This window comes from Eubacterium sp. An3, assembly GCF_002159465.1.
Lineage (GTDB): Bacteria > Bacillota > Clostridia > Lachnospirales > Lachnospiraceae > Anaerobutyricum > Anaerobutyricum stercoris.
Window position 1 is genome coordinate 216,810 of sequence record NZ_NFIR01000004.1, and the last position, 19,908, is coordinate 236,717.

The 19,908-nt window shown below is 36.9% G+C and carries 17 protein-coding genes and 2 pseudogenes; all 19 read right to left on the reverse strand.

Annotation, left to right across the window (positions count from 1 at the left end):
* Position 1: 1 nt before the first annotated feature.
* Positions 2-379: a helix-turn-helix transcriptional regulator gene (locus B5F87_RS06505; RefSeq protein WP_242964284.1), complete on the reverse strand. Its 378-nt coding sequence runs from the start codon at positions 377-379 to the stop codon at positions 2-4.
* A gap of 214 nt (positions 380-593) precedes the next feature.
* Complete coding sequence (locus tag B5F87_RS06510; RefSeq protein ID WP_242964285.1) at positions 594-1,505, reverse strand: hypothetical protein; 912 nt, start codon at positions 1,503-1,505, stop codon at positions 594-596.
* A gap of 171 nt (positions 1,506-1,676) precedes the next feature.
* A complete protein-coding gene (locus tag B5F87_RS06515; protein ID WP_087278527.1) occupies positions 1,677-2,528 on the reverse strand; it encodes a hypothetical protein in 852 nt (283 codons plus the stop codon).
* Between the two features lie 188 nt (positions 2,529-2,716).
* Positions 2,717-3,610: a PD-(D/E)XK nuclease family transposase gene (locus B5F87_RS06520; protein WP_087278616.1), complete on the reverse strand. Its 894-nt coding sequence runs from the start codon at positions 3,608-3,610 to the stop codon at positions 2,717-2,719.
* A gap of 297 nt (positions 3,611-3,907) precedes the next feature.
* Positions 3,908-5,145 (reverse strand): annotated as a pseudogene (locus tag B5F87_RS06525) (nucleotide sugar dehydrogenase).
* Between the two features lie 17 nt (positions 5,146-5,162).
* A pseudogene (locus tag B5F87_RS21385) lies at positions 5,163-5,378 on the reverse strand (protein CapI); the annotation flags it as partial.
* 2 nt (positions 5,379-5,380) lie between these two features.
* A complete protein-coding gene (locus tag B5F87_RS06535) occupies positions 5,381-6,487 on the reverse strand; it encodes a DegT/DnrJ/EryC1/StrS family aminotransferase (protein WP_204246051.1) in 1,107 nt (368 codons plus the stop codon).
* 41 nt (positions 6,488-6,528) lie between these two features.
* Positions 6,529-7,515 (reverse strand): ATP-grasp domain-containing protein, encoded by a 987-nt coding sequence (locus B5F87_RS06540; protein WP_087278529.1) that lies wholly within the window; start codon positions 7,513-7,515, stop codon positions 6,529-6,531.
* Positions 7,516-7,540: 25 nt separating this feature from the next.
* Positions 7,541-7,990, reverse strand: a complete 450-nt coding sequence (locus B5F87_RS06545) for a GNAT family N-acetyltransferase (RefSeq protein WP_087278532.1) — start codon at positions 7,988-7,990, stop codon at positions 7,541-7,543.
* Complete coding sequence (locus B5F87_RS06550; RefSeq protein ID WP_087278535.1) at positions 7,987-9,450, reverse strand: lipopolysaccharide biosynthesis protein; 1,464 nt, start codon at positions 9,448-9,450, stop codon at positions 7,987-7,989. The genes B5F87_RS06545 and B5F87_RS06550 overlap by 4 nt, the downstream gene beginning before the upstream one ends.
* Positions 9,451-9,514: 64 nt before the next feature.
* Complete coding sequence (locus B5F87_RS06555) at positions 9,515-10,486, reverse strand: glycosyltransferase (protein WP_087278538.1); 972 nt, start codon at positions 10,484-10,486, stop codon at positions 9,515-9,517.
* A 238-nt stretch (positions 10,487-10,724) separates the two neighbouring features.
* Entirely contained in the window at positions 10,725-11,843 is a 1,119-nt protein-coding gene (gene wecB, locus B5F87_RS06560) for a UDP-N-acetylglucosamine 2-epimerase (non-hydrolyzing) (RefSeq protein ID WP_087278541.1), read from the reverse strand.
* Positions 11,844-11,879: 36 nt separating this feature from the next.
* The gene (locus B5F87_RS06565; protein WP_087278544.1) at positions 11,880-13,100 is read right to left on the reverse strand and encodes a nucleotide sugar dehydrogenase; all 1,221 of its coding nucleotides are present in this window, start codon (positions 13,098-13,100) and stop codon (positions 11,880-11,882) included.
* Positions 13,101-13,283: 183 nt separating this feature from the next.
* Positions 13,284-14,204 carry an O-antigen ligase family protein gene (locus B5F87_RS06570; RefSeq protein WP_143405219.1) on the reverse strand — a complete coding sequence of 307 codons (921 nt, stop codon included), beginning with the start codon at positions 14,202-14,204 and terminating at the stop codon, positions 13,284-13,286.
* 385 nt (positions 14,205-14,589) lie between these two features.
* On the reverse strand, positions 14,590-15,735 hold the full coding sequence (locus tag B5F87_RS06575; RefSeq protein ID WP_087278550.1) for a hypothetical protein: 1,146 nt from the start codon (positions 15,733-15,735) through the stop codon (positions 14,590-14,592).
* On the reverse strand, positions 15,732-16,811 hold the full coding sequence (locus B5F87_RS06580) for a glycosyltransferase family 2 protein (RefSeq protein ID WP_087278553.1): 1,080 nt from the start codon (positions 16,809-16,811) through the stop codon (positions 15,732-15,734). Before B5F87_RS06580 ends, B5F87_RS06575 begins: the two co-directional genes overlap by 4 nt.
* Before the next feature lie 24 nt (positions 16,812-16,835).
* Positions 16,836-17,732: a beta-1,6-N-acetylglucosaminyltransferase gene (locus tag B5F87_RS06585; protein ID WP_087278556.1), complete on the reverse strand. Its 897-nt coding sequence runs from the start codon at positions 17,730-17,732 to the stop codon at positions 16,836-16,838.
* A 48-nt stretch (positions 17,733-17,780) separates the two neighbouring features.
* A complete protein-coding gene (locus B5F87_RS06590; protein WP_242964287.1) occupies positions 17,781-19,400 on the reverse strand; it encodes an HAD-IA family hydrolase in 1,620 nt (539 codons plus the stop codon).
* A gap of 72 nt (positions 19,401-19,472) precedes the next feature.
* Positions 19,473-19,817: a DapH/DapD/GlmU-related protein gene (locus tag B5F87_RS06595; protein WP_087278559.1), complete on the reverse strand. Its 345-nt coding sequence runs from the start codon at positions 19,815-19,817 to the stop codon at positions 19,473-19,475.
* Between the last annotated feature and the right edge of the window lie 91 nt (positions 19,818-19,908).

Consider the following 19,908-nt stretch of genomic DNA (forward strand, 5'->3'; position numbering starts at 1 on the left):
CTTACATCTCCCATGTTTCTGACATAACTTTCACGTTTTCACGTACGTTAGCATGAAAAATAATCATATCTGCCAGTTTATCCACTGTATGCAAAGCTTCCCTAGCTGCGTCTGATTCAACTTTTCCCATAAAAGCTCTCATAACATCCACTTCTGTGGATTCTACAGGAGCTTTCAGTAAATCATCCATTGTAACACAAAAATAATCTCCAATTTTATGAAGCTCAGCAATACTAATTAATCTGGAACCATTCAACATTTTACTCATAATTTGTTTAGATACGCCAATTGCATTCGCCAGATCAATCTGTTTCATATTATGCTTTTTCATCTGATCCATAATATTGTTGGCCACTACAACATTAATATCTATCATCATTCCACCTCCATAATCCTTTTTTATTATATGCCAATGTGTTTCAACGGTCAATATTTTCGAAATTATTTTGCTCTAAAATTTATTAAATCATTTATTTGTCTCTAATTTCAAGACTTCTTCATGATTTTTTCTTTTCTTTACGACATCTCTTCTATTGATAAACAATCTACGTATACATATCCTATCTTCAAAAAAATTCCTTATCGCAGAAGAATCACTTCACCACCGTCATCCCTTCTGCAATCCATGTCTGCACAATACTCACTCTTTCCTTCACTCCCCGGGCTATCTGCTCCACCGGCAGCCCCATCTCCGCCAGAGATATGGCTGTTGCCTTCTTGGCTTTTTTCTCTCCGCGCTCTTCGCCGATTGTAATTCCGCGTTCTTCGCCACGCTTTTCTCCGATTTTTTCGCCACGCAGTATTCCTTCGTTATAAATCTCATCCATCTCCTGACACATACTATACACCCCTTCCTCTGTCTCCTTTAATTCCCGTACTCTCTTCGCCAGCACTTCGCTGTACATCTCACTGGCATCTTTACAGTGGAAATCATGCATCAAACGCCCCAATTCCGTCTCCTCATCCTGCATCGCTGCATTCACATATATGATATGAGAGCCGTCTCCGAAATCTTGATCGACTTCCTCTATCTTTCTGCCAATATGACCAACCGGAAGTCCAAGTCCCAAAACATCTCCCCGGGTAATAAATATCACGTAACTGTCCGGCAGTTCTTCAAATTCATGTCCTGCTTCCAGTGTGTTCATATCAACAAGGCCACTATGATACCGTGACCTCTTCGGTGATGCCCCTTCGTTCTTCTGCTGAACCTCAACATCATATCTTTTGTTCTCAATATCCAGGGCTACGCAATCCAGTATGGCTGACCGTCCCTGCAGGTTCTTATAATCTTTCTGTACAACGCTGTCCACCACATGCAGGTCTTTTCTGCCCATGATAACCTGAAGGACATACTCTACACACTCTATGTGTTTAAATATATTTCTCATAAAGGTATCGGACATTAAGGTAAACTTCTTAATTATCTCCCTGTATCGCTGATAACGTTTTTCCAGTTCTTCATCAGGAAATGTCTCCCCAGCGTATTGGTCAATTCCTTTCACCCCGACAGCCTCCTTCCGTATCCTCTCTTCTGCCTGCTCCTGCTGTCTGTGGAAGGATACTGCCCTTTCCTGACTCTCTCTATCTTATGTATTACTTTTATAGCAATAATAATCTTCAACAAAACATGATATACGTTTACTGTTTCTTCACACTATCTTATCACCAAAAGATTATTTCACCACCGTCATCGCCTCTGCAATCCACGCCTGCACAATGCTCACTCTTTCCCTTACTCCCTGAGCTATCTGCTCCACCGGCAGCCCCATCTCTGCCAGAGATATTGCCGTTGCTTTTTTTGCCTTTTTCTCTCCGAGTAGCATTCCTTCGTTATAGATCTCATCCATCTCCTGACACATACTATACACCCCTTCCTCCGTCTCCTTTAATTCCCGTACTCGTCTCGCCAGCACTTCACTGTACATCTCACTAGCATCTTTACAGTGGAAATCATGCATCAGACGTCCCAATTCCGTTTTTTCATTCTGCATCGCTGCGTTCACATATACGATATGAGAACCGTCTTCGAAAGCTTGATCGACTTCCTCTATCTTTCTGCCAATATGACCAACCGGAAGTCCAAGCCCCAAAACATCTCCCCGGGTAATAAATATCACATAGCTGTCCGGCAGTTCATCAAAATCATGTCCCGCTTCCAAAGTGTTCATATCAACAAGACCGCTGTGATACCGCGACCGCTTCGGTGATGCCCCTTCGTTCTTCTGCTGAACCTCAACATCATATCGTTTATCTTCAACATCCCGGGCTACGCAGTCCAATATAGCCGACCGTCCCTGCAGGTTCTTATAATCTTTCTGTACAACGCTGTCCACCACACGCAGGTCTTTTTTACCCATGATAACCTGAAGGACATACTCTACACACTCTATGTGCTTGAATACATTTCTCATAAAGGTATCGGACATTAGTGTAAAATTCTTAATTATCTCCCTGTATCGCTGATAACGATTTTCCAGTTCTTCATCAGGAAATGTCTCCCCAGCGTATTGGTCAATTTCTTTCATCCCGACAGCCTCCTTCCGTGTCCTCTCTTCTGCCTGCTCCTGCTTTCTGTGGAAGGATACTGCCCAAACCCCAGTACTGTCCTTTCCTGACTTTCTCTATCTTATGTATTACTTTTATAACAATAATAATCTTCAACAAAACATGATATACGTTTACTGTTTTCCCATACTATCTTATCACCAAAAGATTATTTCACCACCGTCTTCGCCTCTGTAATCCACGCCTGCACAATACTCACACTTTCTTTCACTCCCCGGGCTATCTGCTCCACCGGCAGTCCCATCTCTGCCAGAGATATCGCCGTTGCCTTTTTAGCTTTTTTCTCTCCGCGTTTTTCGCCGATTGTAATTCCACGTTCTTCTCCACGCTTTTCGCCGATTTTTTCGCCACGCAGTATTCCTTCGTTATATATCTCATCCATCTCCTGGCACATACTATACACCCCTTCCTCTGTCTCCTTTAATTCCCGTACTCGTCTTGCCAACACTTCACTATACATCTCATCGGCGTCTTTACAATGGAAATCATGCATCAGACGCCCCAATTCCGTCTCCTCATCCTGCATTGCCGCATTCACATATATGATATAAGAACCGTCTCCGAAATCTGCTCTTATCTCACCAATCGTCCGTTCAATTTTACTAATAGGAAGTCCATATCCTAAAACATCTTCTCTGGTAATAAATATCACATAGCTATCTGGCAGTTCTTCAAACTTCTGTCCTGCTTCCAGTGTGTTCATATCAACAAGGCCACTATGATACCGCGACCGCTTCGGTGATGCCCCTTCGTTCTTCTGCTGAACCTCAACATCATATCTTTTGTTCTCAACATCCCGGGCTACACAATCCAGTATAGCCGACCGCCCTTGCAGGTTCTTATAATCCTTCTGTACAACACTGTCCACCACATGCAGGTCTTTTCTACCCATGATAACCTGAAGAACATACTCCACACACTCTACGTGCTTGAATACATTTCTCATAAAGGTATCGGACATTAAGGTAAAATTCTTGATGATACCTCTATACCGTTCATATCGCTCCGCTATCTCATTTTCAGATGATACATCTGCAATCAAAGCATTCCTCTTGTTTTCCGTCCTGATGGCCTCCTTCCCTTGCTCTGCGGTCTTCTGTTTCTGCCCGTGGAAAGGTGCACTCACCAGCTATACTATACCAGCATCCTTTCCTGACTCCTTAAATGTAATGTATCATCTTTTCCCATTTAGCGCAGCGCGCGAACAGGAAATTCTTTTCTAAAAGTGTAATATTTTTACTATTATTATACTTTTTGTGTCATTCTCTGTCAATACGACAAAACGTACTTTAGACAAAAAAATTTGCCGGCAGCCGAAGCTGCCGACAAATAAAATGTTTTAATCTCTCCTGAAAATATCTCTGGTATATACTTTTTCCTTCACATCATCCAGGCAGCTGTCATAGCGGTTGGCGATGATGGCCGCGCTCTGCTCTTTGAAAGCTTCCAGGTCGTTGACAATGCGACTGCCAAAAAATGTACTGCCGTCTTTCAGAGTCGGTTCGTAGATAATGACGGTGGCACCTTTGGCTTTGATCCGTTTCATGACACCCTGGATGCTGCTCTGGCGGAAATTATCAGAGTTGCTCTTCATGGTGAGACGGTATACGCCGATGACAACTTCTTTTTCCATGTTGGCATCGTACTCACTGTTGGCGCCGTAGCCGCCAGCCAGTTCCAGCACACGCTCTGCGATAAAGTCCTTTCTGGTCCGGTTGCTTTCCACGATGGCAGTCATCATGTTCTGCGGCACATCCTGATAATTTGCCAGCAGCTGCTTAGTGTCTTTCGGCAGACAGTAACCGCCGTAGCCGAAGGACGGATTGTTATAATGAGAACCGATACGCGGGTCCAGGCAGACCCCGTCGATAATCTGCTGCGTATTCAGCCCTTTCATCTCCGCATAGGTGTCCAGCTCATTGAAATAGCTGACTCTAAGGGCAAGGTATGTATTGGCAAAGAGCTTAACCGCCTCCGCTTCGGTAAATCCCATGATGAGAGTGTCGATATTTTCTTTGATGGCTCCCTCCTGCAACAAGCCGGCAAATGTATTGGCTGCCTTCACCAGTCTGGCGTTCTGTACGTCAGTACCGACAATAATACGGGAAGGATACAGGTTGTCGTACAGCGCTTTAGACTCCCGCAGAAACTCCGGGCTGAAAATAATGTTATCACAATGGTATTTCTCTCGGACAGAAGCGGTAAATCCAACAGGAATAGTGGATTTTATCACCATGATGGCATCAGGATTATTCTTGATGACCAGCTGAATGACCGCTTCCACAGCAGAAGTATCGAAGAAATTCTTTTTGCTGTCGTAATTGGTCGGGGTAGCAATGACCACGATATCCGCATCCTTATAAGCTTTCTCCACGTCTAAAGTCGCTGTGAGATTCAGTTCCTTCTCCGCCAGATATTTCTCAATATACTCATCCTGAATTGGAGATTTACGCTGATTAATCAGATCCACTTTCTCCGGAACAATATCCACTGCCATAACCTGATTATGTTGGTCAGTAACACGGCGATGGAAAAACTAACATAACCCGTACCGGGCACTGCAATTTTCTTATTCATTTACTCTCACCTGTTTCTCAGATTTTATAAATCTCCTTGTACCACTCCGCGAACTTTCTCAGTCCGTCCCGAAGACTGATACTGAGCTTAAAACCGTAATCTCTCAATAAAGCTGCACAATCCGCATAGATAATCGGAACATCTCTAACTTACATCGGGACCAGTTCTTTATGGGCTTCAAAATCATAATCTTTCGGCAACACCGCTCATGACCCGAATAACTCCTTCCTCAATGTCACCGTTTGCATCTCAAAAGAATTCGACAAATTCTGTCCACATCTTCTAAATCTAAATCTGCATATAACGGTAGTGTTAATACTCTTTTACTTATATGTAAAGCAACCGGTGTCTCTAATACATTGAATTGTCCATGAAAAGCAGAAAATGTATTTGTTAATGGATAGAAATATTTTCGTGCTCCAATTCCGTTTTCTGCCAGCTTTTCAAATATTTCCTCCCGACTAGAGCCAAATTGCTTTTCCTCAATAATTACTGGAAAATATGCATAATTAGATTTCACATCTTTCTGTATTGCATTTAATTGCAATCCATCTATCCCTTCCAAATGTTTTCTATAACGCTCAACTACTTTCTTTCTCTTTTCAATTTCTTCATCCACGTGACGAAGATTACAAAGCCCCATAGCAGCGCAAAATTCATTCATTTTTGCATTGGCTCCCACAGCACTCACTTCTTCCGGACCATGGATACCAAAATTTTTTAGTTCATATAAGATATCTCCCAAATGTTCATCCTTAAAACAAACTGCTCCACCTTCAATAGTATTAAAAACTTTTGTAGCATGGAAACTAAAGCAAGACGCATCCCCAAAAGAACCAATCCCCTTTTCCTTGTAAGTTTCCCCAAATGTATGAGCTGCATCATAAATTACTTTCAACTCATACTTATGTGCAATTCGCTCTATTTCCTCTATATTGCAGACATTTCCATATACATGGACTGGCAAAATAGCACATGTCCGATCTGTAATTAAGTCCTCTAATTTATTCACATCCATAGTAAATGTTACCGGGTCAATATCACAAAAAACTGGTGTCAAACCATTTCTGACAATTGCATGAGTAGTCGAAGCAAATGTAAATGGCGTAGTTATTACTTCTCCTTGCAAATTCATTGCTTGAATAGTTAATTCCAATGCCATATGACCATTTGTTAGGAGGTCAATATTTTCAACTCTCATATATTCTTGTAATTTCTGCTGAAATTGTTTATGCTTTGGCCCCATATTTGTGAGCCAATGAGACTCCCACATATCAGATATTTCATCTATATACTCATTTAATTCTGGCATGGAAGATTGCGTCACTAATATTTTTTTCATATTTGTACTTTCCTTTGTTTTCAATCGTTTTTATCCATTTCTTATAATGTATTTTCGCCCTTTACACACGTTACATATTCATTGTATTTTCTAGCTATATATTGTGGAACAATTTTAATTTTTTCGTCAATTTCTTTTCCCTGGAAACAATGAAGATGATTCATAACACAATCGTATCCTGACATACAAGTAAATTTTACTCCACCAGAAAATCTTGGATTACACTCCAAAAAAAACTTTTTACCTTTTGATTCAATAAATTCAAAATTCACACAACCATGGATGTTCAATACCTTTGCTATTTTTTTGCAGATTTTTTCCAATTCAAAATCTCTAAATACATATACTGAAGTTCCTGCTCCATTCAATGTTCGTAACAACTCCTTTCTTGGAACCGCTACACATTTATCATTCTTAGAATCTCTGATCACATCTACTGTGAGAATATTCCCTTCAACAAACGGTTGTATAATATACTCACCAAAATCATGATTCTTAGAAAAAAACAAAAATTCTTCAATACTATGAATTTTTTTCAATCCCTGACTACTTCTTCCGTTAATTTTCTTACATATAATAGGAAAATCTACACTTCCATACTTTACTTGATTTTCCTTATATTCTGGAATAATTTGAACTTCCGGTACTTTTAGTTTCAATATTTCACTAGTCTTTCTTTTATCTCTGCAAATTAAGATAGTATCATATGGCGATAGGCATAAAATAATACCATTGTTCACAAACACTTCTCGATATCTATTGAATACATCAATTTCCACATCCGTAAGCGGAAAAATATACCCGATATTTTCTTTTTGACAAATATCTAAAATTACTCTTACATACTCTTTTTCCTCACTCGCCAGCGGCACCTGATAAAAGGTATCAACAATCATCGCATTGGCAATCCACGGCATCGGATATATATTTGTTCCAATCACCTTATAATTATGTTCTCGAAGTATTGATATAACAACATCTGCAGAAAATGACCCAATCGCTGTAACTAAGATATTTTGCTCTTGCATACTATGTCCTCTTTTTGTTAATATTTTAAAATCGATAAATCAAATGAACATCTTTAGGCCTAAGTTCATTTTTTAAATACCATCTTCTAAATCCAAGCGCCTCATACATTTTCATAGCGGGCTTATTATTCTCGACTGCATATACATGTACCCCATCTAAAGATTTTTTTTTGGCAATATCTAAGAATTCTTTTACAAGTTTTTTTCCATAACCTCGTCCTTGTGATTCCGGTAAAGTTGCGACAAGTGAAATATATGCTTGTGCATTAATTGTATTGTCCGTATATCCTGCACACATCGATAATATATTTCCATTCTCGTCTTCTTCAACACAAATAGTTGCTTTATCTTTAAGTTTTCTAGCATACACAGGTATATTTGTTTTCTCTGATAATGGTACGGGAAAATATTTATCTACGATAGACAAAAATTTTTCTATTTGTTCTATCGTTATTTTTTTACTATTTTCAATCATTTATTACAATCTCCTTTTGAAAAAACATTTTTAATCATTTTCCAAAGATAAATGAAACTTTCTAACTTAAATAACGCCGAACCACTTATATAGATAATTGCCCCTAAAATTATTTGAAGTATTAATGTTACAATATCATTTAATCCGATAAATTGTACTATGTAGACAATTCCTCCCATGATACAAGACAATACAATCTGTGGACACATATCTTGAATTTGATTTAGATAACTGTAATTTAAAAGCTTCCGATTAGGGAAAGCATTAATTATACTACTAATTACTGCTGTAAATAATAGGCTATAAGCCATCCAAATTACTCCAAACCACATTGTACTAATTAGCGCAATTAAACCAACAATTTTTTTAATAATTTCTAATTTTAAAAACATATCACTACGTCCCATCGCCTTAATAGCATTAAGATTAGCAGTATGAATTGGATAAAGCGCAAATGTAAAACAAAAAATACGCAAATAGGGCACACAAGGAAGCCATACTTCCGTCAATAATATTCTAACTATCGGTTCAGCACATATTGCCAACCCCATCATAAGTGGCATCATAATATATGTACTCGTTTTAATAGCTCTTCTGGTCATAGCACGCACACGATCTTGATGATCCTGCTCAGCGGACATCGTCGGAAGTAAAACACTATCAATTGATGTATTGATATTTGTTACAATCACATTCGGAAATTGATTTCCCCTATTATAATATGCTAAATCGGTTGCAGAATACATTTTCCCGATAATTAGCGAACGCAGTTCATTATATACTCTATCAATAAGTGATGCGGCCAACAATTTCCATCCGTAAGAAAATAGCCCCCTTAATCTTTGAAATGAAAATTGCTTTTGAGGTCTCCATTTTACTGTAATCCAGAGGATTAGTGTTCCTACTCCTATATTTAATATCTGTTGAGCCACTAGAGCCCATACACCAAATCCCATATAGGCCATTATAATTCCCACTACCGCAGCAACCAGAGTTCCCCCGATTGTAGCAAAGAAAAATCTTTTAAACTGCATAGTTTTCGATACATAGGCTTGCTGCACATTTCTTATCCCTGATATAATAACCGTCAAACAAAGCACACGAACAACTGCTGTTAATTCTGGTTGTTGATAAAATAATGCAATAAATGGTGCTACTAAAAAAATCAATGTATATAAAACACAACATGCTACAATATTAAAAAAGAATACTGTAGAAAAGTCCAAATTATCAGCATTTTTCTTTTGAATTAATGCATTTGCCATTCCACTATCTACAAACACCTGAAGAATAGTAGAAAATACAGTTACAAGGGCAATCGTACCATACGCTTCCGGAGCAACTAAACGGGCAAGAACAATAGAAACTATAAAAGATACTCCTTGCGCTCCGCATCTCTCAAGAAAACGCCAAAGAAGATTACTTACTATTTTATTAGAATTTTTTTCTTGCCTATTCATAAATCAGTATCTCCTCTATCAAAACAATTGCACATAATATTTATGCAACATTGCTTAAATCTTTCTATTTTTTTCGACAAACAATATAATATATTTTTCTCATTTCCTTATAAAACCACGGCCAATCCCCTTTTATTTTTATTAGTATCCGGTATTTTATGGATTGTTTTCTATATATATTTATATACGATTTCTTTTTAAGTTCATGATAATTGCCTTTGAGTTCTTCAATATGGTACTTTCTCTTTATTATATTAGCCTCTAAAATATTGTGATATTGATAATTGTTATATTGATCAAGATCCGTCAGAGAACAAATTGCCTTTTCCTCGTGCTCAATTAATTTATTACTATTATTTCCAACTCTTTCTGTCCATGACCCGACAGAACATACACGATATACCGACATAGTTTTAGGAATAACATAGACTGTCCCCTCAAACGCAAGCATTATCTTTAATAAATAATCGAAGGTTTGATGTTGTTTTAAAAACTTCTCATTTTTTCTATAAAATTCAGAACGAAAAAACATTGAATTAAACGGAAATAATGCTAAATTATCTACAATCTCTTCTACTGTAATGCAACTATTTTCTATAAATCGATAATTTGTATACTTCACTTTTTTTCCATTTGAATATTGTTTTAAAGCCTTATGGGCAACCAATGAACATTCCGGATGAGTTTCCATATAATCATATTGACTCTGAAGTTTATTAGGGTCACACCAATAATCATCTCCCTCACAAAAAGCTATATATTTTCCATGTGTCCTAGGAAGCATGTATTCATACGTCCGATTTATGTTTTTTGAATAAATATTCTCATCCTGATAAATTCCTTTAATTATTGTTGGATATTTTTTTTCATATTCCTTAATAATAGAAGCGGTCTCATCAGTAGACGCATCATCATGAACCAACACTTCAAAAAGAAAATTTGTTTTTTGAGAAATAAACCCTTCTAATGCATCTCTTATATATCGTGCATGATTATAAGTTGTACAATAAACAGTAACAATCACATTATCCATCATATCACCTTCAACTCACCAGCTACGAAGCATGGTAATCATAATTTAATACATCCAAATTACTTTCTTTAACTTCTATATTTAAGGCTAATTCTGTTATTACCATATTCAACAAACCACCAAGCTCAGCATATACTTGAAAACTAAATTTTTTATTCAATACCATCTTTAATCAAACACGACATCTTAACTAAAAACCTCTTCTCTCAAACATATTCTTTTTTCTAAATAAGATGGTAAATTATTTAGCACACCAAAGCATATATTCTTTTCCCTCTAATATATCAGCTATTCTCTCACAGGCATGACCATCGCCATAGGGATTACATGCATGAGACATTTTTTCATATTCTTCTTTATTTTCAAGAAGAAGTTTAAAATTATTATAAATTGTCTCTTCTTCTGTTCCAACAAGTTTCAAGGTCCCTACCTCTACACCTTCCGGACGTTCTGTTGTATCTCTCATAACCAGAACTGGAACACCATAGCTAGGGCATTCTTCTTGTATCCCCCCCGAATCAGTCAGACAAAGATAACTCCGTGCTTCAAAATTATGACAATCAAACACTTCAAGCGGCTCAATGATATGAATCCTATTACAATTTCCTAATTCTTCTGCTGCTGCTTGTCTCACCACAGGGTTCATATGTATCGGATAAACAGCCTTACATTCCGGATATTCATCCAAAACACGCCGAATAGCCCGAAACATATGATGCATTGGCTCCCCTAAATTCTCTCGTCTGTGAGCAGTGATAAAAATCAGCTTGGAATCCCCAACCCATTCAAGTTCTGGATGGGTATAATCTTCCTTCACTGTATGCTGCATAGCATCAATGACAGTGTTGCCAGTGATATAAATTGTGTCTGGATTTTTGCCCTCTTTAATGAGATGATCAGCCGCAAGTTGCGTAGGTGCAAAATTATATTGACTAATTATTCCCACAGCCTGTCTATTAAACTCTTCTGGGTAAGGAGAATATATATTATAAGTACGAAGTCCGGCTTCCACATGACCCACAGGTATCTGTAGATAAAAACAGGCCAAAGCTGTTACGAATGTCGTAGATGTATCTCCGTGAACGAGTACAACATCCGGTTTTACTTCCTCAAGGACATCTTTAATACCATTCAAAATATTTGTAGTGATATCAAACAAAGTCTGTCTGTCCTTCATAATATTCAAATCATAATCCGGAACAACTCCGAATGTTTCAAGCACTTGATCCAGCATCTGACGATGTTGTGCTGTCACGCAGACAACTGTCTGAATACCCGGACGTCTTTTTAATTCATTTACTAATGGACATATTTTTATTGCCTCCGGTCGAGTGCCAAAAACTAACATTACCTTTTTCATTTTATATACTTCCCCTCTATATTCAATTCTCCGACGTCAAATATGATACACTCCTGGCAATCCAATAATATTATGACAATCCAAAATCACTTTATCTTTCAACTTATCAACGTTTTCTTTAATTTCATCATGTTTAACCATCACAACAACCATATCAATATCATCCAGAAACTCATCCAAATTATGATACTGGTTAGCCACAACGTCTTTTGCAACAAACGGATCATATACTTTCAAGCCTGTAGCAAGATGTCGTTCCTGACTTTCCAGCAACTGGAGAGTAGGACTTTCGCGCATATCATCTACATTCTCTTTATAGGTCAGACCATATAGGCCAACACGTTTAACATCAGACATCCCTTTTTCTTTCATAATCTCGTAAATCCGATTCAGCACAAAATCCGGCTGTGAATCATTCGTTTTCATAGATTCATCAATAACTTTCGCCAGCGATGGATAATCACCTACAAGAAACCACGGATCAACAGAAATACAATGACCACCAACACCGGGACCTGGCTGAAGAATATTTACACGAGGATGCATATTACAAATTCTGATAATCTCATAAACATCCATATTATCGTGCCTGCAAATCCTTGCGAGTTCGTTGGCAAACGCAATATTAACAGCCCGAAATGTATTCTCTACCACTTTTGTCATTTCTGCCGTTCGAATATCCGTAACAACAATCTCACCCTGACAAAAAGATGCATATAACTCCTTGACTTTCTCACCTACTACTTTATCATCAGCACCGATAGTTCGGTTATTATGAAAAAGCTCATAAACCATATTACCTGGAATAATGCGCTCTGGCGCATGAACTAGATTGATATCTTCACCAATCACAAACCCCTTCTCTTCAATTACAGGACGCACATACTTATCAATAGTGCCCGGCGATACAGTAGATTCAATTACTACCGTCGCACTCTTCGGGCAAACATCCATCATATCCTTGATCGCCTCTACTACATAACAGGCGTCTACCTTCTTACTGAATTTGTCATAGGGTGTCGGAACGGAAATGATATATGTATCTGTATGCTGATATTCCGTTGTAAATTTAATTCCCGCATTTAATGCATTCTGGAATAATTCATCCAACCCATCTTCTTTGAATGTTGTTTCCCCTGCATTTAAAGTTTCCACAAGTTTCTTATTATAATCTGTTCCAATAACTTCTACTCCATGAGAAGCCATCATAAGTGCTGTGGGCAATCCAATATAACCTAATCCAATTACATTAACCATTGTTCTTTTCTCCTTATTATCATGTCTTTTTAATGCATATTCTCTGGCAACAGAATCGAAGATACAACTTATATCTTCTTATTCCCATTTTCCTTCTTCAGTTTCTCTACTTCTCTGCCTCTTTTTCAAGTGATTTTTTCAAAAACTTCAGAAAATATAACGAGAATAATGTTGTAAAGCCAATCACATCTTTCTCCGTTTTTCATTTCTCATACCTTCAAAACACACCCCAATGCATAACCAAAAACCAGGTTCGATTAAGAATGAACTACTCATGAATAATTTTCCCATATAACTAATTACAAATATAAGAAAAATCACTTTAAAATTTATATTTGTTTTATGTTTTTTCAATGTCTTCAATATACCAAACGCAATAATCACTAATAAGGCAGTACCCAAGATATAACCAAAGTCACACCAAAATTCATAAATAATATTATGCACATAAATACCTATACCATTTTCTCCAATTCCTATAGCACCTGTAGCCCGTCTATCAGAAAATATACCATTGCCTCTCCATGGCTGGGCTTCTATCATTGCAAAGGTTGCATCATATAACCAGTTCCTTCCATTGTCATATGTTAAGTCCCCAGTTAATAGTAAATCTATGATACGTGTGCTAAATCCGAGATTATTCAACAATAATGAAATTACTTCCACTAGAATCATTCCTAATGGAGAAATAAATAAAATTATCACTGCAAGCAATAGCCCTATGTATAGATAACGATACTTTCTTTCAATAAGGGGCAACTGGAGTATCATAAATATTGCATACAAAAGAATGGGCCCCCTCGTTGCACACAAGAGAAGTAATATTACTCCCAACGCCATAAAAATGAAATCTCTGCCTCTTCTTTTTTTTAAAGCATTAAATGAAACCAGCATAACCGATGGCAAACAATCATATGCCTTACCCATATCATGATCAACAACATCCCCTGATGATAAAAATATAACTGAAATCAGAAATAAAATAATAACATAATAAGACAATGTACCTAAAGTCTCATATGGTATCTTTACCTTATCAATCATCGTTCCCAGGAAGAATAATGGCAAAACTGCCAAGAAAAACAAAGATATATTATCATCCATAATTGCACTATTCTCAGGAAACAGTTTGTAGGAAAACAAATATAGCCCAAGCATTAATAGGTAAAAAAATATATGTCGTAGCTTTATCAACTGTAAGCATGATTGTAAGGCTATTATCATCACAGTTATGGTAAGAATTCTTATCACAATTTGCGCATTATCAGAATAAAAACCAATTAACCTACATCCATATACTATTCCATATGTGATAATTGACGGATAAATCCAAAAATATATAATAAGCAATTGGATTCGTGATTCCTTATTTAGAATTATTGTAAAGTTATTTATATCTTTTGACACAAACTAATCCCTTCTTTGTTTCCTTTTTTGTAAAATAATTTTATAATTACAAATGAAATATTTTTTAGCAAGTATATTTTATTCAACTGAAATCAAGAATCTTTTTTGCTATCACTTTCGACTCAAATACGTTTACTGGCCCATAACACTTTTTCATTCTTTTTATTTCTCTCAGCTTATTTCTTATCTCATTGGAATCATTGTTACAAAAATCATATCTTTCATATTTTTGGAACTGCTTCTTAATTATTTCTTTTTTTCCATCCAGAATAAACAAGATAGGCTTGTCTGTACCAGAGTACTGATATATCTTACCTGGTATTTGCGTACCAAAAAGATTACAGATAACCACAAGAATATCCGAACTATCTTCTATTTCACAGACCTCTTGGTACGGTATCCTACCACTAATCAAAATATTATCTGTTGCTTCTAACTTTATATCTGAATCACCACAGATTCGTATTTCGTATCCATCTAAACCTTTTATAGCATCATATAGCGGGACAATATTCCTAATATGGCTCAAATAATCACCACAATATGCTATCTTGACTATCTTTTTACAGCTATTCTCTTCTTTGTACTGACAATTCCTCTTCATATATGGAATTGGCAAATAGCGCATTTTATCAGCGCAATCAGGATAATTATCTTTTTGTTCTTCCAAAGTTGCCTCTGAAACGTATATAATGCTATCCGATTTCGAAAGCAGACGGTGTTCTTCCGTTTTTACCCTTTTCATAAAACTTTTGCTTCCACTTATAGTCATATCAGAGGCAAAAGGATCTCCCCATATCTGTATCCACTTTATTTTTTTCTTACTCTTTTCAGATAGCCTTTCCGCAAATAAATGAGACGTTTTAGGATCGGACGAAGAAATCATAAGATCATATTTCGAGATATCCATATCGTCTACATGGTTAATTATCTGCCTGCTACTATCATAGAGTCTTTTACGACGAATTATTTTGTACAACCTTGTCTGGAAGATATTAAACCTATTTGCCGTCTTAGCAGCAGTTTTTATTATAGAGTCAAAGTATATTCTCTCTATATCTAGCTTCTCAATTCTCTTATCATAATACTTCCCTGTGCAATCCGGCTTCATTGAGCAAACTGTTACCTGATGTCCAATTCCAATCAGCCCTTCTATAGTTGCTATATTTCTAATTGATGATGACGCATTGATTTCTATCGCTCGCGATGTTATATATAAAATATTCATTTCCTATCCTGCCTCAATAGCTTGGTTTCGTGTTTCCATTTTAATGTCTTTAAATATTTATAAATTTTAAGAGGGATAATCCATAGTCTTGCTTTGTATAATAAAAGCATTGCTCGATGTGCGAACGATAAATATCTGCTGTTTGATCCCTTCCATAAAATTCTCCATGGATCATCTTTTATCGTTTCTGCCATATACTGAATTTTTTCCCTATTTGACATCGGGCAATCTTTCGAACTCAAATCATAAAATGCAATACAATATAGCATAATCGCTATATTCTCTAGGAAAATCATCCTATGTTCATTACAAAATCTCTTATTTTCTATATATAGGCTTTTAATAAATATAGACCCTTTTTCTCTTCGATTTCCATGATAGCCTCTTACTGCAGAATCTGGATATATCATATATTGATACCAGCAATCTCCAAGTACGCAAACCTTTTTGCATTTATTTAGTAATCGCAAATTCCATAACTTATCTTCACCCAAAGGAATCTCCACAGGAAACAATATATCTTTGGCAATATCAGCTCGTATCAGGCGTTCACACGGCCTGCCGGACAGCTCACCCACCTTTCCAAGTTTCTGTAGCTTCTCTGATTGAAAGCCTAAATAAGTTTTTCTTAATTCATCAAAATCTTTTGATTCTAATACTTCATAGCCATTTTCTTGTGAAAGAGTTAATTCCAACTTTTGCCCTGGATATACCATTATTTCACGTGCTACTACCATCTCTACATCAAACCTATTGATGTATCTGAGCCCCTCGCTGATAGCATCGTGGACAAGAAAATCATCTGCATCCATATAAATGATAAAATCTCCTGTTGCCATTTCTGTTCCTAAATTTCTCGCACTGCTTACACCCATATTCTTCTGATGGTAACATTTTACTATTTCGATATTTGAGGCCAAAAAGTCACAAAGCAGACTGGTATTATCCGTTGATCCATCATCTACCAGTATTATTTCAATATGTTTATGAGATTGTTTTATAAGATCTTTAACACAATTTTCAATATAATTTTCCGCATTAAATACTGGCATCACTATGCTCACCAGATCATTCATTTTTAAATCCTCGTTTCATTTCTATTATCCAACTGTATCTTCGAGACATCGTTTTATTGCCTGTTCAGACGAATTGCTTTCATATAACTCAAATTTCCTTGCACAATACCAATTACCATCTCTTATCTTATCTAATACATCAGAAGTAATAGTCAAAGGATGGTTATTCGTACGGAATGATTTGCCGAATTCTACATACATCAATTCATCTTGCACTTTATCTCTATAAGGGGAATTCATAATAATCGTTTGAAAAAACATCAGGTCTGACGCCAAGCTATCTTCCCAGAATTTTTCATAATCGGAATTATCATCAATAAAATCAAGAATATACTCCATAACCTTTATCGGAGCTATGAACCAAGTTCTCCCCTCGTAGAATCTAATTGGCTTTTCTAACCGATTCTTATTAGGAAATAACACCACTCCAAATTTACATAATAATTGCATTCCTATGCGGATAAAGCGGTATAAATGCAGATCGTTTCTTACCATAAGCCTATTTGGCCATCGAATTCGATATCTTGCTGATGCCGTGTTTGTACTTGTTACTTCATTTTCTATATGTATGAAAGTGGTTTCAAGATGTCCACCTAAATACTCATATAAACCTTTTCTAACTAACAAATCTTGCCCTGACCCGAAGTACATGTGTGTATAATCTTTGCCCGAAGCTCGTGCCATCCGCATTAAGTGATACCCAGCCTTCACTATTTCAAAACTACCCCACCGAACATCATACACAGAGCAGACAAATACTCTGTTACTTTTTACTATCTTTTCAATCATTTCCGGCTTTTTTTTATCTATATGGATATAGATATCACAATCGCCATAGTCTAATAATTGTTGAACAAATAGATTTACCTGTTCTGGGCATTTATGAGCTACCAGAAGGTAAGCCATTTTTATTTGTGACATTACAATCTCCTCTAATACTTTGTGATCATCATTTCTCCTTAAAACAGCTTAGGCCTGAATATCGAGCAATTTCACCAATTGCTCAAGATGATTTATAGTAGATATGCCTCCATTTGTATAACTAGCCTTGTCTAAATAACTAACAGTGTATAGTCCGTCCTCATTCCTAAACCAAACACTTTTCATTCCTAACTGTTGAGGAGCTTGAAAATCCTTCGTCGGATTATCTGCAACGTATAACATTTCACTTGCTGGAAGCCTCCATTTATTCTGTAATATTCGAAAGGCAATATCGCATGGTTTTCTAAACTGGACTCCTCCCAGTTCATCTGTAACTATGATGTCATCCACATATTCTTCCAAGCCAAGCGCTTCTATCTTATTACGCTGCCCTTCCGGTCTTCCATCAGTGATAATACCTATCTTGATTCCCTTGTTTCTAAGTCCAACCAGTAACTCTTTTACACCCTCATATAAATGAATCTCCGGTTTATGAAAACGATAAACTTTAAGCACATCATCTTTAATGCGCTGCCTTTCTATATCATCCAATAGCTCATCTATTGCTAGCTTCCCAGCTTCAAAATATTCCCATAGCTTCTCCTCGTATCCACCGCCAAGAAAATTTGAAACAACTTTATAACCAGACTTTACATATTCCTTCTCACTGTAAAGCGTATCATCTAAATCAAAAATAACGCCTTTAACTTTGCTCTTACCTTCAGTAATGCACACTGACTGGTCAAACCGGCTATAAACTGCATGATCTGCAACGTCTGTGCAATATTCCACTGGTTCTCCATCAACCATTTTAAGTATCGCTTCTGCACTCCTGGCTCCCGCTTTCATAGACAACGGTGCACCTCCGCCAAAACGTGGATTGATTTCTATAAACCAGTCAATTCCATTCTCATCTCTTATAAGCTGTACGGTCATAGGACCACACGGTTTAAATACTTTACATAATGCTTTAGCTTCTGCAATCATTGTTGAATCCATTGCAATGCAAGTTTTTAAAACTTCTCCCGCACGTATCTGAACCCTCTCACGAGGAACAATGCTTATGGGCTCTCCATCCCAATTACAAAAAATATCTATGGTATACTCTATTCCTTCGACAAAGGGCTGAACGATATAGTCTTCAATCTGCCCAGCATAAATTTCTAGTTCTTCAATATTATCAACCTTAAAGGCATTAATAGAACTACTTCCATCCTTCGGTTTAATAAATGCAGGATAATCACTTTTATATTTTCTCCAATCATTTACAGGCATCGGTGCATGCAATCCACAATTCACAAAAAACTGTGATGTGTTATTTTTATCCCTGCAAATTCGAATCATCTCTGGCGTACTAATCATTACCCTTGTATCGATTGCTTCAAATTTCTTCTTGTTCTCACTTAATAAAAGCAAATCCGTATCAATGGTGGGAATCAAAAGATCAATATGGTCGTTTACACAAATTTGAATAAGATTATCTATGTACCCACTATTGTTCATGGCAACTACTTTTCTTTTATAGTCACAATAAGAAAGCGCAGGCGCCGTTCCAGCCATATCCGCACCAAATATTTTCAAATCCTTATTTAGAACCAAGGCAGCGTTGCGGAAAGCCTGTAAAAGCTCTATTCTCCTCCCCACGCCTGTAAATAATATGTTCATCATGAATTCCTTCTTACCTATTTCAGCTTCTTCTAGTTAATTATGTTATAATTTCACTTTTCATATTCCTGATATCTAATTGCGCCTGGCATTAAAATCATTCCACAACCAATTTTCAAGTTCTTTCGTTATCTTATGCCCGATTGGTGTCAATTCGTCAGGATAGACTTTCTCTTCTTGTCTTTTCTTTTTCAGACATTCAAATGTCCCTAGCACCCTAGCAGGGATGCCCGCTGCAACAGAATTATCTGGTATATCTTTATTTACAAGACTTCCTGCACCTATTACAACATTTGAACCAATCTTCACATCATACAGCACAGTAGTATTTGAACCTATGAATACGTTGTCACCAATCTCAATACATCCTATTTTCTCCTTTACCTTTGTATCCCCCCTCAGCCTGTCCGAAAACCTCATTTTCAGGCATAAATTTAGCCCCTTTCCTTCTTTTCTGTGACATTGAAAACTGAACAAAATACACAGAATGAAGGAAGGGGCTTATCCCTTT